This window comes from Patescibacteria group bacterium (assembly GCA_041650995.1).
GTDB lineage: Bacteria > Patescibacteriota > Patescibacteriia > XYB2-FULL-38-15 > XYB2-FULL-38-15 > JAHIRI01.
Map to the genome: position 1 here is coordinate 1 of JBAZJZ010000005.1, position 23205 is coordinate 23205.

Consider the following 23205-nt stretch of genomic DNA (forward strand, 5'->3'; position numbering starts at 1 on the left):
TGATTGTAATTCGATTGTGCGTCCTTTATTCCAAGATTTTGGATGCTCCCAAAGTTTTACCTCCCATCCGTCCATGATTAGAATAGACGAAACGCAATTATCTCCGAAGTTCCCCAAATCGCTTTGGTAGTATCCTGGCTTTTCCAATCTCCAAGAACGGCCAGGAGTCCCTCCGGAATGTTCAAAAAGTTCTACCTGCGCGAATGCTGTGGACAAAAAAGTCAGTAAAAATAAAAAGAATTTCATTTCTTGCCTCTTTTCTTTTTGCTCAAAACAAAACAATTTTTTCTTTTCCGTCAACTTCTTCATTATACCGTTCAAGAATTGCCGAACAGTATTTTTCATCTATCTCAATCGCCAGACATTTTCTCTTAAGTCTTTCGCATGCGACGATAGTCGTTCCAGATCCACAAAACGGATCAATAATATAGTCTCCAGGTTTTGAATTGTTACGAATTGGCCTTGCCATACACTCAATAGGTTTTTGCGTCCCATGCCCCACTGTTTTCTCTATCCCTTCGTCTCCAGAATGTCCAAAAGAATTGTTATTTTGAATTTCCCAAATCGTATCCTGGTCTCTTGCTCCATTCCAATTATGGTTTCTTCCTTTTTTCGCAGCGTACCAGCATGGTTCGTGTCTCCAATGGTAATCGCCACGCGACAAAACAAAATGCTGCTTCACCCAAATTATCTGAGAAATAATCTCATACCCGCAGGCTATCAAATTCTTTGCTACCTCTGCCGCAAATTTTGCTGCGTGCCAAACGTATAAAACCTGCGCGTCAACGTTTTTATACATCTCTGACCAGTCCACAATATCATCATTTTTTACTTTGCCTTTGCTCCTTTTCCCGACTCCTAAATCATGGCTTTCTCGCCAAGCCGGATCATAATTTACGCCATATGGTGGGTCTGTGACCATTAAGTTCGCCTTGTCGTCGCCACACAGCCTTTCTATTGCATTTTTATCTGTGCTATCGCCACATAACAACCTGTGTTCTCCGAGATGCCATATTTGGCCTTTTTTTACGCTCCATTTTTTGTGCGCAGATTCTAGAAAGTCTTCGCTTATTTCTAGGTCATTCTTTTCTTCTGTAATTTTTACTTCGCTTTCGGAACAAATCTCTTTCAAAGAGTCAAGTCGCAGCTCTTGAAAATCTGGGCAATCCTCAAGTTCTGTTAGGATTGTTTCCAGCTTTGGAATATCCCATTCCCCTTGTATCGCACGATTATTAAGCGTTATATTTAGCTTCCTCTCGTCTTTTTCGGATAAATCTACAGTGAGAACATCGACCTCTTTTTCTCCAAGAGACTGCAACGCCTTAAGCCTCTGATGACCTCCAACAACGTGCCCTGTACATTTATTCCAGACAATTGGCTCGACATATCCAAATGTCTGGATCGACGTTTTCAGTCCTTCCAGAGAATCTTCGGTGATAAACCTTGGATTCTCTGGGTCTGGGATAAGCTCGGAAATATTCTTTTTGATGATGTTTTTTGCTAAATCCATTCTATTTCCCCATCACCCTTCGTAACTGTCTAGCCTGCCTCTTCTTTAGCTGTGCTCTTTTCCGATCTTTTCTTTTCCTTTTCGCCTGTTGTTTGTCAAGCCATCCACGTTTTTCGTCTTTTGGTGTTTCGTTCTCTATTTCTTTTTTCTCTATTTCCATTGTCTACGACCTTTCTGAGTCTGCGACGCTCGCAGTTTCTTTATATTAAGATTCTTTATTTTCTGAATCGTTTTCTTTTTCTGGAATTCCAACAACCTCAATAATCCCATCTGGTTTCGGTATCATTTTAAAACCAATCATTAGGTCTGTTTCAAGCTGGCAAAGCATGTCTAAAAACTCTTTTGCTTCAAAACACGTTACAGCCGAAATATTTATCGTAAACTTAACATCCTTTGGAATAGATTCATATTTTTTTCTCTGGCATCGTATTCTCTTTCTTTTCAGTGTCTTTTGCAAAGTTTCTTACAAAATTGCCATTCCGATAAAACAAACATGTTAAACCAATAATTTGCTTCATCCTCAATGTTGTCGTAAAAAAAAACGCCTGTCTGCCTTATTTTCCCAAATTTCCAAAATCCGTATTGATCTTTCATGTCTGACAACTTTTTAAGAAATTTCTTTTTGCAAATATCATTCCGTATTAACTTTATATAATTTCTTATTTTTTTCTTTATATTCCCAGCGCATGACGGAGCGTCACATCTTAACAAGACATCAATAAGTTTATTTTCTTTTGTGAGTTTTAAAATAACAACGTTAAATTCTGGAACAACAAATAAAATTCCAACGTTTATGTAGTCGTCATATGTGTCAGAGCCAATTTTTATTGAGAAATAACAGCCTGTGCATCTCGTTTTTTGGGTTTTATTTTTATATTCCATATTTTTTATAACTACCCTGCATTGAAGGAGCCTAAAACATATCCTTTTATTCTTCTTCTAGACAAAGTTTTCTATACTTTTCTAAATATATGTCTTTACAGTTCTTGCATACATTAACATAGTGATCGCCTACGCGATTAGTTGTACTTCCGTCGTTTGCCGTATAATTTACGTCCTGAAGAGAGCCGCAATTCTCGCAAGGCTTTCGGCTTGGCATTAGCGTAAAGTCTACCACGTGATCAAGTTCTTGAATTTCTTTCCAAATAGAGAAAACAATATAGTCGTTATAAAAATCGTAAAGAAGCCCCGCGCAAATGATTGTCGCATGCGGCGATGCTGTAGCTATGGTTTCTAGTAAAACATTTTCGTTTCCAAACGCAGAATATAAATGGACTTCATCAAAAATAACCACATCGTATTTGCTTATGTCTATCTTTTTTTCGAGTTTCTGGACTTTCAAGTCCCTGTCTGAGCCTCTTGTGTTGGCAAAGTGGTCAAATTCAATATGTTTTTCCCCGTTTTTCTCTGCACGATCTATTTCTTCCAAAAGCATATATGTTTTTCCGCTCCACATCGCACCAACAATACAACGAATCATCATTGTTGTTCCCCTATAAATCCGGTAGTCTGCATTAATCGTAGCCCACGAGAAAAACAGAAATCTATCATTCCAGTACAATCTTGCTCTAAATATCTAAGTTGTTTTAGGTATTCGTCTTGTGGTTCTCCTGGTGTTTTTAAGGCTTTTTCTCTGTGTCTAGAAGTGTCGTGGAATGCGACAATGTCAAGCGATCCCTTGTGGTTAAGAATCGTAAACTCTTTTGTCCGAATTGGGATGGAACTGTCGAGAAATGCGAATTTAAACTTAAACCGAGTCTCTTCGCAAAACTGGATAGAATCTTGCACAATTACTTTCACAAATTTTGAAAGGCCAGCTTTGTCTAATCTTGCAGATGCTATTTCGGCAATATCTTTTTTGTTTTCGATTGTGAAAAGTTTGCCGAAGCCGTTTTCTTTCATCGCGCTCGCCATCGCTATAGCCGCTATCCCTTTCGCTGTGCCAGTTTCTAAAACTTTATTTGGCTTTAGAATGCGAACCAAAGAATATAAAAACTCGCACGTTTCTATTTCTGCACTTTCGCCATCGTAAGCGGTAAAAAGATCGGCCCGTTCCTCTGGGCAATGAGGGTGTACTGATAATTCGCTCATGGCCTGTTCTTTGATTTGTCTTTTCCATTCCATTTCTCAGCCTCTTTTCTAAACTTTTCTACAGATATAAACTGTGTAGACTCAAATAAATCGCCTATATGGTCACAAAAGTTTCTCATTTCTTCGATGTTTCCATCATGATTTTGTTTCCAAAATTCCCATGCCAATGACAGAAAAGAAACAAGGTCGATTTCTTTTTTATATTGCTCTAAATATTTTACAAATCGTCCGATAATACCTTGTGTAACAACGCATTCGGACGATTTGTTAGCCTCCATTTCTGTTTTAATCCAACTTGTTTTCATTCTGACGCTGCGTTCTTTTTCTTTTCTTCGGTAATCGCTGGCACAGAAAGAAACTCTTTTGGAATTATAATATCATTCATTCTCTTGAGTTCTTCAAGGATTTGCTGCGTTACCTGCTCGTTTGCATCTGGAACTACATTGCGGTGAATAGAAGAACCTTTCGCTAAAACATTGGCCCATACTAAAATACTGCCTTTGCATTCTTCTAGACTTCTTTCTCCGTTTTTTACATCTTCATGTATCTCGTTGAGTGCCATAAGTGACAGGTGGCCCAAAAGTAACGACCCTTGAAGATATCTTTGTGCGCTTTGCGTGACTTGATCTATGAGTTTTGCATAAAGAGTTTTCTTGGTTTGTTCGTAAAGCTGTACTTTCTTTTCAATCCAGTTGTATCGGAAACCCCAAGTCTGTACTGTGTTTTTATTTATTCCCAAAACTTCTGCCACTTTTTCTACTGAATTCCCTTGTAACCAAAGTGCTTCTGCCTCTTTTTTTAATGATGCGCTATTTACTTTTTTCACAAGATGTCCCTTAAATTTTATACTAAACTATACTAAATAAGGCATAGGCACTTATAACAATGCACAAGCACCTATGTTATTTACACTTTTCAGCCAAACTTTTAAAAGCCGAGTTTGGCACGATATTTTTTTTATCAGGCTCTATTTTTTCAACAATCTTCTGCGCCTGTTTTTCTGAAATTAAAACAAAATTTCCCGCGTTGGACGTAAAATATGGAATGCCGAGAGACTTTGTCTCTGTTTCAGAAAGGACAATCTCAACGTCGCCTTCGATCTTCGTTCCATCCTCGGCAGTGTATCCGCCTCCGATTTTCACAGAATCAATGCTCTCGCATCCCGTAAAAAATACGAACGATGCAAAAATCAACACAAACACAATCATTCCCAGATACATTTCTCTTTTTTGTTTCTTTGTCATAAATACCTTTCTATTTCCTTTTCTTTGAATTTTCATCCTAAAAAACGCTTCGTAAGCCCCATTTGGAAACGGACGTTATAATCGTCCGTTGATCCTTTTTTTTTAATAAAAGAGGCTATATCTAGTATTATACACACTAAATATAGCCTCACAAGGAAGTGATTGCTAAATGATTGCTGGTTTTTTTATTCACCCTTGCAATTCCTTACTCTCCGGTCGAAAAGTGATTGCTAAATGATTTCTAATCAGTAAAGAAAACATTTTTTGCAACACATCTTCGCTGGGTGGACGCTTTTGATTTAGGACGTTTGCAAGGTGCCCCTGTGAAATTCCAAGCTCACGTGCTGCGTCTCTTGTCGACCAGCCTTGCGATCTCCTGTATTCAGAAAATTGATCAAGAGTTATTTTCACTAAATTCATCCTCGTTTCCTTTCTTCCTAAAGTTCAAACGGGCTCTTGCCTATATAGACAAACCCTCCATTTTTATTATCGAATTCGATTTGCGCTCCAAGCCTGACTCGCATAAAAGCAATGTCCCGCTCAATTGTTCTTCGATCAACTTCAAAATATTTTGCAACTTGCAAACAATTCGGATACTGTCTGAGTCTAAGCTTGCGATCAAGATAAAGCATCCTTTCAATCGCAAATCTAGTGTTTCCCATAAACCACCTCCTTGTATTCGTCTGCCCTTGAAACCAGTTTCACTTTTCGTCCATTGTTGTCATTTTGCGTTATGTATTTTGTTTCGTTTTCTGTTTTTCTTCCGTTCGGAAATCCTTGATTTCCATCACTTTCAAATAAAAAGTTTGGGATTGTTTTTCGTTCTCGATTTTTTCCCTTCGATTTTATTACCGATTTTAGAATGGCCTTCCAGTCTGGTTTCCCTTCTGATAACGTTTTTATCGAAATTTCTTCATCGCACTGACAGCGGCGATCGTCCTCTGTATATTTTATCACGATTTTTATCATGTTTTTTTTGTAATCGCAAAAAAGGTCGACCCGTCCATCAATAAAATCAAGGCGGATTGATTCTTTTATTTCTTTTCTCCACTTTTCCAAACAGGTATTATCCATAGGTTTTTCCTCAAAAAATGGTTTTTCCCAGTTTGCCAATGCCATAAAAACCAAAAATAAGCTGATTTAAGGCGCGTTAGCAAGGGCCAGCACAATATACACTAATTTTATATTTGCGTTTAACCTTGTGCCGTTTCCGCTAACCACACAGCGTATTAAGATAGTGCTGCCCGAATCCTTTTTAATGCCTCGGCAATTTTTTGCCTGACGCGCTCTCTGGTCACACCATACATTTTGGCCATTTCTCTGAGAGTTTTGTTTTCCCAAAACCTTGCTATCAATAGGTCACGATCATCTTTTTCCATAACTTGGAATATCGATCGAATATCTTCTTTTGCAATCATTTGGTAAAAAATATCATCGAAAGAAGAGCCATTACTATCATATCCGCCCATTTTCTCAATACTACAAATCCGCGCCTTTCCTTCGGCCTCTTTTTGTATAAATCGGAACATCTCTCTCTTTATACATGCCGTGGCTATGGTTGAAAACCTTCCTTTTTCAGGGCAAAAGTGCGTCGCTGCTTTCCAAAGTCCAACCATGCCCGCAGAAACAATGTCGTCAAAATTAAGATTACCGCTATATTTAGAACATGTTTTTTTTATTGTGCTTATAACGAGTGGGCGATTTGCGTTTAGGATTTCATTCATTCCTCGGTTTGTTTTCCGAAGTTCAATTATTTTTTCTGATTCCATGTTTTCCTCACAAAAAAACTTGTTTTTTATCCACGCGCCCACTATAATCTATTCGACAAAAGCAGGCGCGACAAAATAAATAGCCTACCAGCTTCTTTTCTCTTACCAGTTTTCGTATACTTCTGAGAGAGAAGCTGTCTTTATATGTTTTTCTTACTATAAATTCTATTTAGCTCGGAGTTTATGTGCGCTTTGATTTCTGATATATCCTTTGAAGAAATAAACTCTTCACTAATTATAAGTTTAAGTCTACTATACTCTTCCTTTTTTTCTGCTTTTGGCATTGGGAAAAGGAAGATAAAATTATGAGGCATGGAGTAGTCAAAGAAATGAATTATGTCTTCTTTCTTAGTTTCCACAAAAGTATCGCAAATAATTTGTTTTGCATACTTTATTACCTCTTCTTCTTTATCTCCTATTTTGATTATCGTCTCAACCTCTTTGTTTTTGTCCATGTTTGTGTTTACTCCTAATATCTCCATATTCCATTGTTTGGAACAATTATAGTCTTCGCGCCGCATGGCGTGCAAGCTTTAGAGACCTCTGGACTGCCCAATCTTGATTTTTCCTGTCTCTTTCCTTCTGTTTTTTTCTATTCTAGCTAAAGTCTTTTTTAAACTTAACTTCATAATGCTCTCCTGTTCCAAATTTTAATCCCGAATGCCATCTTTTTTTTATCTGTTCGTACATATGCAATTCGCTTGAATATCTTTCTTGGCAATCGTCTAGCGCCATATATAGATGCACTATTCCAATCATGCTTCTGTAATAAAATCTTCTTCCGTCAAGCCAAAAGCCATAGCCAAAACTACCATTTTCAGTAAAACTACAGCAAATATACCTGAGTTCATTTTTCATCAGTTTTCCTTTTCGACTCCCGCCACGAGTTTGTACCCTATGCGTTCAGACAACTGCCAAAGAGGACTACGCTCTTCTTTTGTCCCTAACTGTATTGGGATAGGAAATTCTCTTTTTTCAGCGGCCTCAACTTTTAGAGAAATCAGCTCTTTTTCTATCTCTGTAAACCTGTCAACTAAAATATCCACAGCATCCATAATCAACAAGTCAAAAAAACAATCTCTGTGTGCCAGGCTTACATCTGACGAATTTTCTTTTTCCTCCGCACGCTTTAAATTGGAGTAAATTGAGTGCAAAAATGCACTGTCTTTACTTTTGAACTTTTCGGCAAAAATATTAAAAAAATCTTGTTTCATGACTTTCCCTTTCTGCCTGCGGCGCTCGCAGACAAAACAAAATTCCTATAGTTTCTTTTTCTCCTTATATATCTAGGAAAAGACCAATGCCAGGAACATTTCTTATTACTAAACGTGGGGAACAGTATTTACATGCTACTTTTGGCACATCCCACATGACAATGTTTCCAATCATTGAAAAAGAGTCAGAAAAAGAAATACGGTCACATCGCGGACAAGAATAAAGTCTTTCTTCTTTCTGTTGTATCATACTAACACTCCTTTATACGGTTTTTAAGATGTGCGGTTTCTAAGATATGCCATCTTTTAAAGTAAGATGTTCCATCTTTTAAAGTTGGCCTAACTGTTTTATTGATAGCCTCTATAACTTCTTGATAATTCCACCCTAAAAAAACTTGGAAGTCTGTCGTTTCTATTGTCCACCCTCCAAACTTCCCAATCATCTCAAAGTTGCCATATGGATGCTCGTATTTTATTGATTTTAAATCTAACATTACATTTTTTAAGGCTTTGAGAATTTCCTTCCTGGCTTTGCTCATTTCTATTCCTCCAAATCCTCTCTGATTTTCACAAGTTTCTGCTCAATCTCGCGCGCCTCCGGCGACGGATTTCGCTCAATAATCGCACGAGTCCAAAATATTGCATTGTCGGCGTACATGATTGCGACTACGTCTTTCATAGACTACTTCCTTAAAAACTCCAAACTCCGTTGTTCCCGAATGAAGCCACAACAAAAGTTCCAAACGATCTCCCAGGACTCATTATTCCCTCGCCTGTAGGTGGATATGCCAAAGCCTGGACTATCGTTTCTCTATGTGGCCTAAATCCATTTTTTAACTTTCTCAACTCATTTCTCTCTCCACGTGTTTGTTTCCCCATAGATTTTCTGGCCATGCGCCTCGCATTCTTTCTAGCCCGGCGGGCGGCCCGATCCTGGTTATTCTGGTTCAGTATCTTCCGATTTTGCGAAGCCTGCTTTTTTAATCTGAGATTTTTGTCCATAACTGCGTTGCTCCTTTCCTGCATCGCCATCCGTGCCCGCCACACGAGTTTTAACGCCGTAGGCTTAGTTTTAATCACGTTCAGCACAAAATCGCATGGCGTGGATTAAAATGGCATTGTGTAAATTCTAACGCCGTAGGCTTACTTTAAATCTTCCAGTTTCAAATCCATCCCTTTTAGTTTGGGATTCAAAATATACTTTAGGGCGGGGCGTGCCCATTTCGGAACTTCGTTTGTGCTGCCCTTCGCTATGAAACGCTCCCGCTCGATCTGGTAAAGATTTTCCTCATCCTCTTCGTCCATAATACACTCTGGAGGGCTTTCTTTTGGTTGATTCTCTTTGAAGCTTTCTATCTTGGGCATTTTCTCTGTGAATACAAATTCTTCTCTATACCAAAATTTATCCTGTGGACAGTGCTGATATAGAGTTTTTTTCGCGCGTGTAATCGCTATATATTTCAAGTTTCTCTCTTGCTCATCTTGCCATTCTGGCGATTTTTGAAAATGGTGCGGCATTTGATTATATCCCAAAACAAGCACGGAATCCCATTCTTGCCCTTTGGCCTTATGGATTGTAGAAAGAAGTATTTCTCCCCTCTTTGGTTTGTCGGTCATATATTTTTCGATAAGGGTGAGCATCCCATTTTCTGTATGATCTGAAATTTTCTCAAAAAATAAAAGCGAATTCATAACGTCTTCTAGCTTTTTGAAAGCGAAATCGTTTTCTTCGCTTTCCATTTTTTCTGCAAAGAACGCTTGTATTTTTTCCCTTAAACTAAGGGCCAAATATTCTTCGCTGGTTTTTTTTGTCTCCTTTGTAATTGTTAAGATATATCGCTTCATTTCCTGCGAAAAATCTAGCCCTAAAATTCTAAACCGATCAGAAATAGGAATTCCCACACACAAAACATGCACGAGTGGAGCAAAAAAACGAGACAAAACCGCATCAACATTTTTTAAAATAAACTGTATGCTGAAATCTTCGATATGAGATATTTCGCCAGAAATCGCCGTTTCTGATGACGAAATTTGTGGCACGATAGATTTTGCCAAATTTACAATTTCCCGTCCACATCTGTAGCAAACCGAAAGAGGAAATTCTTTCGCGCTAAACGAATCTTTAACTTTGTGCCAGGCTGTTGGAAGAGAACCGGCAAAGCCATATATTGCCTGTTGTTGGTCTCCGACAGCTAAAAGTCGCGCGCCAGTTTGGTTTATCGCGTGCTGCACTAGTTTGATTTGTGCCGCATTTAAATCTTGGCATTCGTCCAAGAAGATGAAATCAAACTTTTGTTTCATTTCAATTCTTTTTTGAACAGGAAGCCAAAGCATATCAAGATAGTCTACTTGGAGCGAATCCGACATCCCTATTTTTATTATTTCTTGATATGCCATTTCTATTTCGGAAGTGTTTATCGATTCGTCATATTTCTGTCCCATATACTTTATCGCATCGGCTATTGCCGCCACATCTTCAAGACCAAACATCCTGCCAAAATCTACAAATTTTAGCATGGTGGAAATCTTGCGAAAAAACGGAGCAGAACAAAAACACTTCCGAAATTTCTTATTATGCTTGACTTCGTCTAGGTTTTGTTCTTGTTTCGCGAAGGCAATTTTGTGTTTATTTTCTAAAACTTTCCTTTCATCGGCGAAAAGCCGATTGCAAACCTCGTCATATTTTTCGTCTTTAACGACTGGTTTGATAAAATTTAGGCTCCCCATGATTGTGTTGTATCCGAAACCGTGATTTGTAAAAACGGTTACTCCCTTGACATCTCTTTTATCCAATTTATTTCTTGTGGATTTTTGGATTTCCTTGTTGAAGGATAGAAAAAGCGATTTCGTCCCGGCTGGCAAGATGCTCAACGCATCAATAAGTGTCGTCGTTTTTCCCGATCCAGCAACCGCCGAAACAATTGCGTTGCCCGTCCCTCTTGATATCCAGTCAAAAATTGCCATCTGATATTCTGAATGTTTTATCGAAACCTCTGTTTTTTTCATATTTTTATCCATTCATAAATTGTTGATATATATAGCAGTAACCGGCGGTAACCGCCTGGTAACCGGTAAGGCGGTTACCGCTTAAGTTGTTGTTTTACATATATTTAAGTGCTGTTTTATACCTCGGTAACCGTGGTAACCGGTTTTTTTATAGGGTGTACTAGAGAGAAAATATTTTTATTTTTTTATATTGCCTAAATCAAAATATTTTATTCCTCGCGCGCGCATGTAGGCATATTTTTATACAAAAACCGGTTACCATGTTATAAAATAGGTATCAAACCCTTATGTTATATTGTTTTGATCGGTAACCGGTAAGGCGGTTACCAGGCGGTTACCAGGCGGTTACCGCCGGTTACTGGGTATTTTTACACATCTTCCTCTAAACACTCTTTTACAAAGCGTATAACCCTTACAACTCGGCTATTGCCGCCGATTGGAAGCTTGGCTTGTACCGTGTTCCACCCATCTTTTGCAATAACTTTACCCTCACTTTTCAGCAAAGAAATTACGGACATATCGAAACCTCCCTCCCTTAAAAGGTTTCTTGTTTGGTCTGGGAATATATCGATCCATTTATCCCCGATTCTCCCCCAGCACTGATCTTTTGGCATGGTCACGATGTCGCCTCCAGAAAGTGGCGATTTTTCTGTCACGATAAATCTGTGGGCGTTTTTATTTGACTGTTCCTGGATGAAGTCGTATGCTTTTTTCCAAGTTGGCACAGGTGTTTCTGAAGACATGTATGCCAGAACATATTCCATCCGATCCTCTTCTTTCGCCACATCAACTCCCAATAAATCCAATATTTTGCATCCTGTCAAAGTCGCAGCTAAATAAGGAACCTGTCGGCTTTGCAGGTTATTACTGCTATGTTCTGAGAGTTGTTCAAGATGGCTCTCGAAGAATCCTTTCAGTTGTTCTCCGTACGCCATCGCAAGACGCAAAATTTTTTCAACCTCATGGCCATGATGCGCCTTTAACATATTTTTTGCTTTTGTGACCTTTTTTCCAACTTCTTCGGAAATTTCGGTCACGCGCTGAAACTCCATGCCTCTGGCCTCAACTCCTGCTTTTTGCGTACACTCTTTGATCTGCCCTTCCCCTGTGGAAAGAAGCACGCCGAACCACGCCTTTGATTTTGCTTTTCGTACTTCGCCGCCCGTGGTGATAGTGGCACGGCCCTTTCCTTTCTCGTTGGCAAAATCATAAACGGTTTGTTCCAAATCTTCAGGCTTGGCCTGGTGACTTTCGTCCAAAAATGAAGGGAGCCCCCCGGCTTCTTCAAAATAAGTCTCCTTTCCTGACCGGCTTTGCCGCCATGACTCTACGAGCCTAAAAGGATCGCCGAACATGCTCGCAGCAACAATGGACGAGAAGGTTTTCCCGGAAGTCGAACCGCCCCACATATGATCAATGTACGAGCTGCAACCGATTATTTTGAGAATAGGAGAGATGGCCGCCGAGCCCAGACGCATTGCCAGACCAACGTCGTTTTTGAATTCTGCAACGATTTTTTTCCATTCGGCCTCCGTCCCCCTAATTTCTGGAACATACGTCGATCCCTGAAATTCGATTTCAGATTCTGTTTCTTTTCCAAGGATTTTACCGCCCAAAATAAACCGTTTGCTGTCTAACCAACCGTTTTTGTAGCTTGCGAGTTTTGTTTTTATCGTAGAATTGCGCGCGATCGATGCGGCAAAGTAAGATATCGCGTCTTTATTATTGTTTGAGTTTATCCGGACTCCTTTTGCAGCTAGCTTGTCAGAGTGCTTTGTGAAGCTCACTGCCTCCATCGGAAAAACGGCCCGCTGAGTTTCCTCATCGCCCCAACGGATGGCCACGGATTCCTCGGAAGTCCACACATCCCGAATTATTTCCTCAATTCTTACGGGCTGCTCGATAATCTTTCTGAACGTCTGGTATACTTCGTTTGTGGTCTCGTTGAGGCAATACTTTGCTTCAAAAACGGAGTTTTGTGTAACTACGTATCCAACTCCGTTTTCCTCCTTTATTTCCAAAACTTTTGTTTCGCCTTCTGGAAGTGGCGATGCTTTCCTTTTTCCCTCGTCAAACTTTCTTTGCTTCCTAGATTTTTTTGTTTCAGCTTCGCCGATTACATCAACGACCACGCTTTTCACCGCGCTGCGAGCCTTTGCTTTTCTGGCATTACAAAAATGGCGCGTGGTTTCATTTTCCATAGGTATCCATGCTTCGCCGTCTTGTGTCCAAAATATTGCCTTCCCGCATGTATCACAAAGACGCTGTTTTTTTTCCTTCGGCGCACCGACTGCGTCGCGCAAATCGGGCCATGTCTTACACTTGCAAGAATCGTGAAAGCACTGGTAGGATAGCTTCCCGTCTGGATGGATTATTACGCTGGCCTCGCCTCCTTTGTGCGAAGGATCAAACACGCAAGATTCTAACACAAGCATGGTTGCATCGTTCCATGACTTTTCTTTCTTCACGATTACGCCGTTATCTGACAAAAACTTTCGCACGTCGAACGTCTCACGCGCTCCACAGGCCGCTGACTGCATGGACACTGGTTTTTCCACAGGCTTCACAGCAAATGAAGATAAGTCTAGAGTCTGCGACGCTTTATCGATTGAGATAATAGCCGATTTTCTCCAGGGCCTTTCCGCCGTATTTTCTCCCTTAATGGCCCAAGTCCCAAGAACTTTGGTTATTCTGGATGGGTTGAAAACTTTCAAATCAACGTTTGCTTTTTCTGTTCCGAAGCGGTTTTGTAGATCAGCCAGAAAATATTTTGTTTCTGTGGGATTTTTTGCATTTGTTCGATATATCAGATGGTAGCCGTTTCCACTATCACCAAAGACAAATGGCCTTCCGATTTCGTCCATAATCTTTTGGGCAATCTCTTTCGCGGCTGTCTTTTCATCGTCGGTAGAAGACACTCCTGACGGGCGAATTGGGTCAACGTCTACCAATGCGAATGGTAATCCGATAACGTCTTTGTCTGACGTTGTTTCATTTTCGAAAGCCTCCTCTATTTTGTTGCCGCGACGAGCCATAAGTCCATTGTGTAATGGGTTTATGGTTACGTATACCGACAACTTTCCTTTGTACTTATAAAATTGAGTTGCTCCTTTCTCATATTTATCGATCCAAACCGCTGCCGTTGCTGGATTGTCAAAGTATCCAGACAATATGATTTTGTTTTTGCCACTCCTGCCAAGGAGCCTTATTTCTCTAACTTCTCCTGTCTTCCATATTGCTTCCAAAAAAAGATTATTTTCCATCGTTTTCTCCTTGACATTATTACACTTGCGTGGTATAATGTCTTTAAATCTTTTTGTGTTGTCCCAAAAGCCAGGCCGTAGCAACCTGGCTTTTGCTGTTTCTAGCCATTCCCTTGGTTCGTCGCAACGAGCGACTCGTCAACGCTTCCAGCAAACCTTTGCAATAACTTAACTGCTTTTTCTAGTTTGTGAATTTGTGCCCGCAACATGCGATTTTCTTCGTTCTTTTCTTCAACTTTTTTTTCTAATTCGAAAATCTTTCCTTGCAACATGCGCTTTTCAGCCCGTAGCTTAGCTATTTCCTGGGCGTCCATTTCTTTCTCTTCGCGTAACTGAAACGTTCGCAAAGAGTTAGCCAAATCATTGTTTTTCTTCATTAATTTTTTTCTCCTCCTTCGGTTTTACCAATTCCGCTAGGCGTTCCCTCGCTGTCGCGATCGCAGCCTCTTTCACGCCAGGGTTATCATGCAAAAACGTCCTGATTTCGCCGGCAAACTCTTGCATCATAAAGTTTGCCAACTTCTCAGCTAGACGGTTCTCGACCTCTTTCGCGATCAACTCCTGAATCCGGTTTTTGTCCAGCCTACGCCATACTTCCTTTACAAATCCGTCTGGCAGGCTCAGCCTATTTTCGTATTTCGGCTCTATCCAATTACCTTCGGTGACAATCTTTAGGACAGACTGCTGCGCAGCGGCTATCAGTTCTTTTCCAAAGTTATATTTTGTATCCATCAAAACAACTCCTCCAAATCGACACCATACATATTATACCAGGCTTCGCGGTGATATGTACGTGCCTTGCCAAACCTTGGGTCAGATATTTCATGAATTTCCAGCCCGTGCGTGAGCGAATAATTTTTTAGAACGCGATAGTTATATTCTTTCTCGGATGTGTTCGTTGCTAGTGCAACTCTTAGGATGGACGCATATTCTTTATGCTCGCCCATTTCCAGCTTTAGCTTGTCTAGTTCTCGGCTCTTCGCGGAAGCGGTGGCCATCGCCGTAGCCTCTGCCTTCGAGCGAATCCAAAGCCTTTCGCGTTCGGCCTTTTCTTTTGCCAGCAAGGCCTCTTCTTTTTCCTTTCGCTCCTGTTTTAGCTTTTGTAACGCCTCGATAAGTAAGTCTGGATTGGAAAGCATCTGTTCTACCGTCTGAGGTGTCGCGTAAATTCCATGCTTTCGTATTGATGGCAAGACTTCTGAACAAATCCACTTTTTAAAATCCTTAGCCGTTGGAGAGCTGGATTCTATAACGAATCGGTACATACCAGCCTCTGTAAGGTATGTTTTACCGAAGTTATTCAGGGTACGGGAAAACTCCGTATCCTGAAACATGCTTTCTACTTGGATTCTAGAAAGATGTATCTTTTCCAAACCATCTTCTAGAGACAAAATTTTATCCTCAATACTCCTTTCACTTAGGAGTAGTATTTCCCCAATTTCCTTTGGATCGAAAAGAATTTCGCTTTCGCGCGAAAGTACTGTTACGTTGCGATCTTTGAAAACCAAGTTTTTGACGATATTATCCATTTGTTTACCTTTCATCAGTTTTGGATTGTTTGTTCCTGTGATAATACTGGATCACTAACCTGAATTGACTCAATCGCCACTGGACTCGTTTTTTTTGGCTTCCTTTTTTCTTTGTCTTTTTCTACAACAAGCATAATTGCTTGTTCTAATAGTTGCCGCATTGAGAGACCTTCTTTTTTTGCTATCCGTTTGAACTGGCCATAAATCAGTTTCGACGGGAACCTTACCGACGTTTTTTTAATCATAAATTCTCCTTTAAAAAAATATAATCATATTGTATCATAGACATTTTAAAAAATCAATCTAAAAATAAAAACAAAAATGCAAAAAACATAAAAAATTTTACTATTTAAAGCATTGAAAATAAACAACTTGCGTAGTCGTTGCGGTTTTTTTGCGGTTTTTTTGCTTTTTTTTATTGACAAATTAAACACTTCGTGTTATACTGTAATTACAAAAGTGAAACAAAGCGATGCACTCGCTGCGCGGCTAGAGAACCTCACGGTAAGCCGAATAATGAGGATTTAAAAACGAGGCGGCAGTAAAAAAGAAGCTTAGTCCGAAAATCGAACCGAGTAGGGAAAAGTACCGAAAGGCGAAGGAGTAGGCGACTGGCAAGAAACAGCAGCAACAATGGACAAAGGAGAAGGACGGACAAAAGAAAACGTGGAATGGAAAGAAAACAAAAGTAAAAAACAATGGAAAGGAGGCGCGAATGCCTAATTTAAAACTTTTCAAACTGACACAAACAAAAAACAGGGGTTATGACACATACGATAGTTTCGTTGTGTGCGCAAGTGACAAAAAAACAGCCAGACACTACAACCCAGAGACTGGAAAATTTGACTTACCAGAGGTTTTCACTGGTGATGACTATGGTTATTCTGGGTGGTGCGGAGCCATATATGTAGAAGTCCAAGAAATTGGACTGGCGAACGATGGAATAAAGGAGGGATTTATTATTGGCTCATTCCATGCCGGATAGGCAAAAAACCACCACGCCGACAAAGGCACGGTGGTTAAACCAAAATCTTTCAAAAAAAAATCTTTCAAAAGGAATTATATCATGACCGAAGAGCAAAAACAAATAAATTTTCAAAAGGATTTCCTAATTTAGGTTGGTGCCACTGGTGCCAGGCAGACACACCACAAGACGAAATCACTTGTAGATGCTTATTTTGTGGACACACATGGGAGGATCGAAACGATGATTGAATATTATTACTGCTCGTTTTGCGAGGCTCCAACACCACATGAATTTGATGAATGCTTAGATTGTGGAAAAAAAGGAGAAACTGGTGATTGAAAAACACGATGACCTAGAATGCAGTTTAGAAACTTTCGCGACACTTTTCTTGCCGGTATTGATTTTACTTATCTTACTGCTCTTGTAGCGTCGCAGACTCGCAGACTGCGAATCCCAGCCGCCGGCAGGCTGGGAACGGATTTTAGATTCGGTTCGCACTGAATCACTTGAACAGTTTGAAACGGCTGGCTTGTTGTCAGCCGCTCACAACTTTCGATTTTTTGCGAGTGTGGCCGCAACCACACCGTTCAAGTCCTGGCGGACGGCCAGGAGATAGGAGAAGTCAGTGAACCCCAGGAACGGGGATAAAAAAAACGAAGTGAACAAAAAATACAGAATGATTCAATATATGAGGTATGAAATGCATCAAAATTCATCATATGGAAACCAATTAAAGGTAAGCAGAAAAAAGAAGAGAAGAAATTTTAAAAAAATGCAACCGTTAAATCGTATGGTTACAATAGAAATTCACAAAAATATATCTCGGAAAAATGAAAGTGTAGTAGGCATAGACATATATACACCGCCTAAAATAGATTTATTGAATGTTCTAGAAGCTGACGAGCCAGGCTCTTTGGAAACGATAATAATAACCAAGATAAATATTCCAATTCAAAAAATACATTTTGGAATGTTTAAACTGTTTGGTATTCCTAGATGGAAAGACAAGGTGTGTGTAAAGTGGACTTGGGAAACAGACGAAAAATACTTGGAAAAATTATACTTCTGTTTTCCACACTTGGACACCGTCGGCGCGTTGGAAATTATTTCACGCGCCATAAAACTGGGATCGGAGAAAAGATGATACGAAACTGCCGAAAATGCGGCAAAATGACTGAGAAAAAACTTTGTCGCGATTGCAAGATAACTGAGATCGTGGCAAAGTTCCACATTGAGGAGGGGGAAATATGAGAAACGAAACGCCAGAAAAAAGGATGATGAGACTTCTAAAAGAAGAGAAAAAAATTCTAAAAAAAAATTTTAAAAAGATGGCGCAATGTCATGAACACATAATCAGCCATCTAGAAAAAATAGTATTCGCACTTTTAAAAGAAAACGAGGTGTTGGCATCAAAAATAAAGGAGTTAGAGAGTGAACGACGCTGAAAGAATCCGTGAACTAGAGGCTGAGAACTTTAGGCTTCGCGTTGACAAAGAAGCCTTGCAAAATTGCGTGTATTTTCTCCAGGGAATCCTGGAGAGCGTTGTGAAACAAGCAATGCAAAACAAACAAGACAAATACGAAGTCGTGCCGACAAAGGGCGGCTTCCGGGAGGTAAAATAAATGGCAAACGATTTAACTATAAAGCAAGAAAACGCGATGGCAATATCGCAAGAAATGAGTCCAGAAAGATGGTCACTTTTGAAACGAACTTATGCTAAGGATGGTACAGATGACGAATTTTGGATGTACCTAAACTTCTGTAAAGCGCGCGGAGTAAGCCTTGCAAGCCAGGAAATCTATTTCTCGAAGTTTGGTGGAAAAGTATGTTTCCTGACATCGTACCACAATATTTTGGCCAAATGCCAGGAAACTGGTCAATTTGAAGGAATGACACAAGCATTATTTTGTGGGCCTGACGGAGTCTGGAAGGAACTTTGGACAGAGGAAAAACCTCCTTTCGCCTGCAAAATCGGGGTTTTCCGGAAGGTATTTCGTGAAGCGTGTTGGACGATTCGCTATTACTCCGAAGCCGTCCAACCAAACCCCCAATGGAAAAAGCAGCCTTTGCAGATGCTTCGCAAGTGCGCTATTGCTGACGCTTTACGTCTTGCATTCGATGACGTTCTTCGTGGAATCTATATCACGGAAGAAATGCCGATGGCTCAGGCCGCCATGGCCAAAGTTTCAGAACCTCGCGAACCACCACCCACGCCCGTTCTCCCCGATCCATCTTCGGAGAAGTGGGAATTTGAGGACGTTCCGGACTGCTATCTACCCCCCGATTTGCAGGGAAAAAAACTTTCGTTTGAACGCCTGGCCGTGGATGAAACTTTGTTTTATGCTTCGCAAGGAAAGCAAACAAAAGCTAGAGCAGTAATTCATCGATGGGCAACTGGTCAGAATTGGCCGGAAGCGCTCCGCGAGATTGGGGAAAAACTATTGGAAAAGTACCCCAAAAAATACCAGCCACAAACAGCATCTGAATTGCTCGAAAGGCTTGCTCCTAAAGACGCAGAAGCACAATCTGAGTTGCAAGCATCGTTGCAAGAAATTCCTCCGGCGTCGTTGCTGGCTGGAATGCCGACGCAGTCACAAGATTAAGCCGCCCCGCAAGGGGCTTTTTAAGGAAAAAACATGTTTTTTGAACATGGAGCCAAATTTGAAGAAAAAATCTTACAACACATGGAAGAAATGTTGTTGAAAGGGAATAGAGAATTAAGTCCGTACAACGCCGGCTTTCGTGACGGATACAAAAGAGGATATGACGAAGCTCAAAAAGAGGAAGCTTTTAGAAAAAAAAGAGAAAAAGAGATAGAAAAAAAGGAGTAAATTCGTATGGCAGATTTAAATGAAGTGCGTCTAATTGGCCGTCTAACGAGAGACCCCGAATTGCGCACCACGCCAGGCGGCGCATCAATTTGCACGTTCGGCCTGGCCACTAATCGCAAGTACAAGGCTAACGACGGCAAGATTACGGACGAAACCACGTTCGTAGACATAACTTGTTGGGGGAAAGTTGCGGAAAACGTCAGCAAATACATGAAAAAAGGTAGGCTGATATACGTCGGTGGCCGCCTAAAATTCGAAAGTTGGGATGACAAACAGACAGGCCAAAAGCGAAACAAACTAAGCGTGGTGGCTGAAAGCGTACAGTTTTTGGATTTTGGCGACAAACAGTCTGCGACGGCTGGCCAGCCCGCGGCATCGTCAGAAACACCGCCACCGCCAAACGCTTGGAGTGGAGACCCTTACCTTGGGGAACCACCGTTCTAAGGAGAAAAAAAATGGAGCGAATAGAGCCAATTTTCATAGTTGTTCCTGATCAATTTTGTGGCGATTCAAGAGCAATCGCAAGACTCTACAATGTAGAGAGAAGGAACTGGAAAAGATACACAAAATCTTCAATTCTCGGAATTCCACAAGAAAGAATAATTTTTCTAAGTCCAAGAATTGACGGGGATTACCCTGATTTTTCAAAAATAATGATCGTAAAGTAACAGCTTATAGCGTGCGACTTGCACGCTTTTTTAGGAGAAAAAAAATGCCAAGAAGCAGTACATCAACAAGTGGGACAAGCGATTGTCCACTGAACAATTTAAAAAAGTGGGAAACGAGTCGAATTTTTCGATCGCTTCTAGAAAAAACTGAAAAATGCGACGAGTTTATCCAGGGGACTTTTCTTGATTGGATAGTAGAGGTCGTTGACGCCCCTCGCCAAGAGGAGGAAGCGCTATACTTTAAAGAAATTGTAAAAAATTTCCCCACGGCAACAAAAATTGTGGCAACAAAAATTTACGAACTAGAAAATTTACCAACTGAAGAAAAGAAGAAAACTCTTGTTTTCTATCTTGCTCGACAAGAGTATGAAGAGAAAATGTATTCCGGACACTACACAAAATACGTTTTTCTCCAACCAGCGTTTTTCCCAGATGCTGACCATGTTGAAAAAAACGTAAAGGTTTTTTCAATCAACGTGGAGCAAATAAAGATGTGGGGCGACCCGATTTATAAGTGGGGCGAACTCACAAGGATTCACCTTCTTTGCCAATAAGCCATAGCGTGCGACCTGCACGCTTTTTTTATCGAAAGGAATTTTTTGTGAAAGAAAAAAAATGCGTGGCCGTAATTGACACACGCGAGCAACTGCCGTTGAGGCTGGAAGATTTTGGACTGGAAACGGTTAAGGGAACGTTAGCGTGGGGTGATTACTCCCTAGCGGGGCTAGAAAAACTTGTGGCACTAGAACGCAAGTCGATAGACGATTTTACGGCGTGTTGTGGAAAAGAGCGTGGACGATTCGAGAAGGAAGTCCTTGCGCTGCGCGGCTATCCGGTGAAGGCGATAGTCTGCGAGTTCAAGTTTTCCGACATTCTTGCCCATAACTATCGATCAAAAATTACTCCTGAAAGCGTGGTCGGCTCGATCGAACGATGGATTATTTCGGGAATCCCGTTTTTAATGGCAGAGACTCCCGACGGAGCAGCCTGGTTTGTGGCGGGGATTCTCAAAAAAGTGTACGCGGACGTGGTAAACCAACAATTTTGGGGAGGGTAGCCTCGCCGGCAGGCGGAAAGTGCAGCAAAATTTTGCGTGGTAAAAAAAAATATGGGCAAAAAAAAAATCGCCTGCACGCTGCAAGCGAATCGCCAGGCTGCGCCGCCTGGCAAAGAAATGCTACTCTATCCATGCTTTTGTTACAGATTCGTAAGTTTCTCCTTCGATATAGAGAGTGATTTTTTTTCCTTCTTTTTCTATATCGAATCCTACGCTAAAATAGCCTCCAATCCAATTCCCTTTTCCCTCTGAGACTTTGCAGTCTGGAAAAAATTCTGATAGTGATTCTTCACTTCCACAGTTATATATAATTGTCTTCCCAAGCACTTCACAAATGCTTGGGTCTCTTTCTTGCGAAATTTCACGGGCTATAAAATCGGCACGTTTCACAAAATCTTCTTCAATAAGAGAAGAGAAAGTGTTGTATTTTTCTCTTAGTTTTTTTAGTTCTTCATATTTTTCTTTACTCATATTCAATCCCTTTCAAAAAAAAATCAAAAAAATTTGTTAAAAAAACGGATCAAAAATCCGTCCCCCGATCTCGCACATCGGGGAAAATACTATTTCTTTGCCTTCTTTGCCTTGATCGCGCTTTTCAATAGCGCGTAATCTTCTGGAGAAACTTCATGTGGGAAAATCGTCGTCACGCCGTCTTTCTGCCAAAAAGTGAATCGTTCACAAGAAACGGGATGTTTCACGTCGTAGATCATGACTCCGTTTTCCTGAAGCTCTCGCTTCATTTCGTCGGCTTTGGGATAATTTTTTCTCTCAATTTCAACAATTCTCTCGGCCAAAATAGCCAATATTTTTTCTTTTTCCATGATTTTCCCTTTCCTAAAAGCCTACGGCGTTGGTCCGTAGGCGGTTGCTGTGTTTCTATTCTTTGACGTACTACTTACTCTTGAGATTCTACAGCTATCCATCCATAATTTTCGACATATGCCGTCTCGAAAGTTTTCCCATCCTCCGACTCTACTATTATAGCGTCTGCTTTCAAGCAAACATGGTTTTTTGCCCATTCTTTTTCTGTCCACTCTCTAAACAGTTCGTGCTTTTCTTGTTTCCCGTTTTGTTTTAGACATATAAATCCTTCATCAGCAGCATCTTCATCATCGTCATCATCTTCAACGTCCTCGTCATCATCCTCATCCTCAACGCCTTCAGGCTCTTCTTCAACCTCTTCCCACTCCAAGCCGTGTGTTACCACGAATTTCGTTCCGTGTACCGCGTTTTCCCATTCTGTTCCCTCCGATACTGTTTCAAAACTTTCGTCGTCAAATTTCACGGCATTCCCGTCACTATCGTGGCCGATGCCGTTTTTGTACTCGTCATCGTAACTCACGATGACTATTTTTTCAGGAGTGTATTCTTCGCCGTTTCCATCTAGCTCGGAAAAATGTACTGTCGCTAATATTCCACTTTCATTAATTTCTACTTTACTCATAGTTTCATTCCTTATTTTTTTTTGTTTCGGTTTTTGGTTTAGTGAGAGTCAACTTTTTTTCTCTCACTTTTGTACTTACAGTATACCATACCTTTTAAATTTTTGCAAGTAAAAACTTGTAAAAATATTTAATTATTTTTATCACTTTCGCTAAGTATCAATAATTTCAATGCCTTAGCGACTAAAAAATTTTTAGAAATTCCCGTTTTTTCTTTTATTTCTTCCAATCTTTCAACAATTTCAACGGGAATATCGTAGCTTACAGTTTGGACTTTTGAGCCATCTTTTTTGGTTCTAAGTCCGTTTATCCTTGTGTGTTCCATGATTTTTCCCATATATTTTTCCTTTGTAAAAGAACAATTTTATTACAATAGTATACCAACTTTTGCAAGGAATTGCAAGAAAAATATATCCAACAAAAAAAAGCCGGGCAGGCTGCAAGCCCACACGGCTACAACAAAAAGAAGGGAAATATATGTTTCTGGACTGATATTCTTAAGCTCCGCTTCCAACTCGCAGTGCGGGCGCAGCCGTATCAACGTTTATTGCCCCAATCCTTACAGGTGTGGAAGATGGTGCTCCTGATTGGCTCGTAGGTGGTGGCAAATCTG

The 23205-nt window shown here is 40.4% G+C and carries 39 protein-coding genes; 10 read left to right on the top strand and 29 right to left on the bottom strand.

Annotated features, from left to right (window positions below):
• The 25 genes from WC445_04695 to WC445_04815 all read right to left on the bottom strand — a co-directional run.
• Window positions 1-309, bottom strand: a 309-nt coding sequence (locus tag WC445_04695; protein ID MFA5129218.1) for a hypothetical protein, incomplete at its 3' end; no start/stop codon positions are given.
• A complete protein-coding gene (locus WC445_04700; GenBank protein MFA5129219.1) occupies window positions 269-1510 on the bottom strand; it encodes a site-specific DNA-methyltransferase in 1242 nt (413 codons plus the stop codon). The genes WC445_04695 and WC445_04700, both read right to left, overlap by 41 nt.
• A gap of 1 nt (window position 1511) precedes the next feature.
• Window positions 1512-1670: a hypothetical protein gene (locus WC445_04705; protein ID MFA5129220.1), complete on the bottom strand. Its 159-nt coding sequence runs from the start codon at window positions 1668-1670 to the stop codon at window positions 1512-1514.
• Between the two features lie 45 nt (window positions 1671-1715).
• Window positions 1716-1967 carry a hypothetical protein gene (locus WC445_04710; GenBank protein ID MFA5129221.1) on the bottom strand — a complete coding sequence of 84 codons (252 nt, stop codon included), beginning with the start codon at window positions 1965-1967 and terminating at the stop codon, window positions 1716-1718.
• Window positions 1952-2392, bottom strand: a complete 441-nt coding sequence (locus WC445_04715) for a hypothetical protein (protein ID MFA5129222.1) — start codon at window positions 2390-2392, stop codon at window positions 1952-1954. The genes WC445_04710 and WC445_04715 overlap by 16 nt, the downstream gene beginning before the upstream one ends.
• Before the next feature lie 46 nt (window positions 2393-2438).
• Window positions 2439-2990, bottom strand: coding sequence for a hypothetical protein (locus WC445_04720; GenBank protein MFA5129223.1), 552 nt, complete (start codon window positions 2988-2990; stop codon window positions 2439-2441).
• Window positions 2990-3634 (bottom strand): class I SAM-dependent methyltransferase, encoded by a 645-nt coding sequence (locus WC445_04725; GenBank protein MFA5129224.1) that lies wholly within the window; start codon window positions 3632-3634, stop codon window positions 2990-2992. Before WC445_04725 ends, WC445_04720 begins: the two co-directional genes overlap by 1 nt.
• Entirely contained in the window at window positions 3598-3906 is a 309-nt protein-coding gene (locus WC445_04730) for a hypothetical protein (protein MFA5129225.1), read from the bottom strand. Before WC445_04730 ends, WC445_04725 begins: the two co-directional genes overlap by 37 nt.
• A complete protein-coding gene (locus tag WC445_04735; protein MFA5129226.1) occupies window positions 3903-4427 on the bottom strand; it encodes a hypothetical protein in 525 nt (174 codons plus the stop codon). Before WC445_04735 ends, WC445_04730 begins: the two co-directional genes overlap by 4 nt.
• A 76-nt stretch (window positions 4428-4503) precedes the next feature.
• Window positions 4504-4845: a hypothetical protein gene (locus WC445_04740; GenBank protein ID MFA5129227.1), complete on the bottom strand. Its 342-nt coding sequence runs from the start codon at window positions 4843-4845 to the stop codon at window positions 4504-4506.
• Window positions 4846-5282: 437 nt separating this feature from the next.
• Complete coding sequence (locus tag WC445_04745) at window positions 5283-5507, bottom strand: hypothetical protein (GenBank protein ID MFA5129228.1); 225 nt, start codon at window positions 5505-5507, stop codon at window positions 5283-5285.
• Window positions 5494-5964 carry a hypothetical protein gene (locus WC445_04750; GenBank protein MFA5129229.1) on the bottom strand — a complete coding sequence of 157 codons (471 nt, stop codon included), beginning with the start codon at window positions 5962-5964 and terminating at the stop codon, window positions 5494-5496. Before WC445_04750 ends, WC445_04745 begins: the two co-directional genes overlap by 14 nt.
• Window positions 5965-6074: 110 nt before the next feature.
• Window positions 6075-6614 (bottom strand): sigma-70 family RNA polymerase sigma factor, encoded by a 540-nt coding sequence (locus WC445_04755; protein ID MFA5129230.1) that lies wholly within the window; start codon window positions 6612-6614, stop codon window positions 6075-6077.
• Between the two features lie 140 nt (window positions 6615-6754).
• Window positions 6755-7096 (bottom strand): hypothetical protein, encoded by a 342-nt coding sequence (locus WC445_04760; protein ID MFA5129231.1) that lies wholly within the window; start codon window positions 7094-7096, stop codon window positions 6755-6757.
• 115 nt (window positions 7097-7211) lie between these two features.
• A complete protein-coding gene (locus WC445_04765) occupies window positions 7212-7349 on the bottom strand; it encodes a hypothetical protein (GenBank protein ID MFA5129232.1) in 138 nt (45 codons plus the stop codon).
• Window positions 7350-7471: 122 nt separating this feature from the next.
• Entirely contained in the window at window positions 7472-7828 is a 357-nt protein-coding gene (locus WC445_04770) for a hypothetical protein (GenBank protein ID MFA5129233.1), read from the bottom strand.
• Window positions 7829-8079: 251 nt separating this feature from the next.
• Window positions 8080-8367 carry a hypothetical protein gene (locus tag WC445_04775; GenBank protein ID MFA5129234.1) on the bottom strand — a complete coding sequence of 96 codons (288 nt, stop codon included), beginning with the start codon at window positions 8365-8367 and terminating at the stop codon, window positions 8080-8082.
• A gap of 2 nt (window positions 8368-8369) precedes the next feature.
• Window positions 8370-8507 (bottom strand): hypothetical protein, encoded by a 138-nt coding sequence (locus tag WC445_04780; GenBank protein MFA5129235.1) that lies wholly within the window; start codon window positions 8505-8507, stop codon window positions 8370-8372.
• A gap of 11 nt (window positions 8508-8518) precedes the next feature.
• Window positions 8519-8830, bottom strand: coding sequence for a hypothetical protein (locus WC445_04785; GenBank protein MFA5129236.1), 312 nt, complete (start codon window positions 8828-8830; stop codon window positions 8519-8521).
• A 141-nt stretch (window positions 8831-8971) separates the two neighbouring features.
• On the bottom strand, window positions 8972-10834 hold the full coding sequence (locus WC445_04790) for an ATP-dependent helicase (GenBank protein MFA5129237.1): 1863 nt from the start codon (window positions 10832-10834) through the stop codon (window positions 8972-8974).
• Window positions 10835-11202: 368 nt separating this feature from the next.
• A complete protein-coding gene (locus WC445_04795) occupies window positions 11203-14097 on the bottom strand; it encodes a DUF927 domain-containing protein (protein MFA5129238.1) in 2895 nt (964 codons plus the stop codon).
• Window positions 14098-14198: 101 nt separating this feature from the next.
• The gene (locus tag WC445_04800) at window positions 14199-14474 is read right to left on the bottom strand and encodes a hypothetical protein (protein MFA5129239.1); all 276 of its coding nucleotides are present in this window, start codon (window positions 14472-14474) and stop codon (window positions 14199-14201) included.
• The gene (locus WC445_04805) at window positions 14458-14829 is read right to left on the bottom strand and encodes a hypothetical protein (protein MFA5129240.1); all 372 of its coding nucleotides are present in this window, start codon (window positions 14827-14829) and stop codon (window positions 14458-14460) included. Before WC445_04805 ends, WC445_04800 begins: the two co-directional genes overlap by 17 nt.
• Window positions 14829-15626 (bottom strand): BRO family protein, encoded by a 798-nt coding sequence (locus WC445_04810; GenBank protein MFA5129241.1) that lies wholly within the window; start codon window positions 15624-15626, stop codon window positions 14829-14831. The genes WC445_04805 and WC445_04810 overlap by 1 nt, the downstream gene beginning before the upstream one ends.
• A 14-nt stretch (window positions 15627-15640) precedes the next feature.
• Window positions 15641-15871, bottom strand: a complete 231-nt coding sequence (locus WC445_04815) for a hypothetical protein (protein MFA5129242.1) — start codon at window positions 15869-15871, stop codon at window positions 15641-15643.
• Window positions 15872-16341: 470 nt separating this feature from the next.
• On the opposite strand from WC445_04815, the gene WC445_04820 reads away from it, so the two are divergent.
• The 10 genes from WC445_04820 to WC445_04865 all read left to right on the top strand — a co-directional run bounded on the left by WC445_04820 (window position 16342) and on the right by WC445_04865 (window position 21150).
• Window positions 16342-16611: a hypothetical protein gene (locus WC445_04820; protein ID MFA5129243.1), complete on the top strand. Its 270-nt coding sequence runs from the start codon at window positions 16342-16344 to the stop codon at window positions 16609-16611.
• 772 nt (window positions 16612-17383) lie between these two features.
• The gene (locus WC445_04825; GenBank protein ID MFA5129244.1) at window positions 17384-17737 is read left to right on the top strand and encodes a hypothetical protein; all 354 of its coding nucleotides are present in this window, start codon (window positions 17384-17386) and stop codon (window positions 17735-17737) included.
• A gap of 103 nt (window positions 17738-17840) precedes the next feature.
• Window positions 17841-18038, top strand: a complete 198-nt coding sequence (locus WC445_04830; protein ID MFA5129245.1) for a hypothetical protein — start codon at window positions 17841-17843, stop codon at window positions 18036-18038.
• The gene (locus WC445_04835; GenBank protein MFA5129246.1) at window positions 18025-18216 is read left to right on the top strand and encodes a hypothetical protein; all 192 of its coding nucleotides are present in this window, start codon (window positions 18025-18027) and stop codon (window positions 18214-18216) included. The genes WC445_04830 and WC445_04835 overlap by 14 nt, the downstream gene beginning before the upstream one ends.
• A gap of 36 nt (window positions 18217-18252) precedes the next feature.
• Window positions 18253-19197: a recombinase RecT gene (locus WC445_04840; protein MFA5129247.1), complete on the top strand. Its 945-nt coding sequence runs from the start codon at window positions 18253-18255 to the stop codon at window positions 19195-19197.
• A gap of 33 nt (window positions 19198-19230) precedes the next feature.
• Entirely contained in the window at window positions 19231-19425 is a 195-nt protein-coding gene (locus WC445_04845; GenBank protein MFA5129248.1) for a hypothetical protein, read from the top strand.
• Window positions 19426-19431: 6 nt separating this feature from the next.
• Window positions 19432-19869, top strand: coding sequence for a single-stranded DNA-binding protein (ssb, locus tag WC445_04850; protein MFA5129249.1), 438 nt, complete (start codon window positions 19432-19434; stop codon window positions 19867-19869).
• Window positions 19870-19880: 11 nt separating this feature from the next.
• On the top strand, window positions 19881-20093 hold the full coding sequence (locus WC445_04855; GenBank protein MFA5129250.1) for a hypothetical protein: 213 nt from the start codon (window positions 19881-19883) through the stop codon (window positions 20091-20093).
• A 44-nt stretch (window positions 20094-20137) separates the two neighbouring features.
• Window positions 20138-20647 (top strand): hypothetical protein, encoded by a 510-nt coding sequence (locus WC445_04860; GenBank protein ID MFA5129251.1) that lies wholly within the window; start codon window positions 20138-20140, stop codon window positions 20645-20647.
• Between the two features lie 47 nt (window positions 20648-20694).
• Window positions 20695-21150, top strand: a complete 456-nt coding sequence (locus tag WC445_04865; GenBank protein ID MFA5129252.1) for an ERCC4 domain-containing protein — start codon at window positions 20695-20697, stop codon at window positions 21148-21150.
• Window positions 21151-21270: 120 nt separating this feature from the next.
• On the opposite strand, the gene WC445_04870 is transcribed toward WC445_04865, so the two are convergent.
• The 4 genes from WC445_04870 to WC445_04885 form a co-directional block, all read right to left on the bottom strand.
• Window positions 21271-21621, bottom strand: coding sequence for a hypothetical protein (locus WC445_04870; GenBank protein ID MFA5129253.1), 351 nt, complete (start codon window positions 21619-21621; stop codon window positions 21271-21273).
• An 89-nt stretch (window positions 21622-21710) separates the two neighbouring features.
• Window positions 21711-21971 carry a hypothetical protein gene (locus tag WC445_04875; GenBank protein MFA5129254.1) on the bottom strand — a complete coding sequence of 87 codons (261 nt, stop codon included), beginning with the start codon at window positions 21969-21971 and terminating at the stop codon, window positions 21711-21713.
• A gap of 74 nt (window positions 21972-22045) precedes the next feature.
• Window positions 22046-22594 carry a hypothetical protein gene (locus tag WC445_04880; GenBank protein MFA5129255.1) on the bottom strand — a complete coding sequence of 183 codons (549 nt, stop codon included), beginning with the start codon at window positions 22592-22594 and terminating at the stop codon, window positions 22046-22048.
• Between the two features lie 128 nt (window positions 22595-22722).
• On the bottom strand, window positions 22723-22929 hold the full coding sequence (locus tag WC445_04885) for a hypothetical protein (protein MFA5129256.1): 207 nt from the start codon (window positions 22927-22929) through the stop codon (window positions 22723-22725).
• Window positions 22930-23205: the final 276 nt, after the last annotated feature.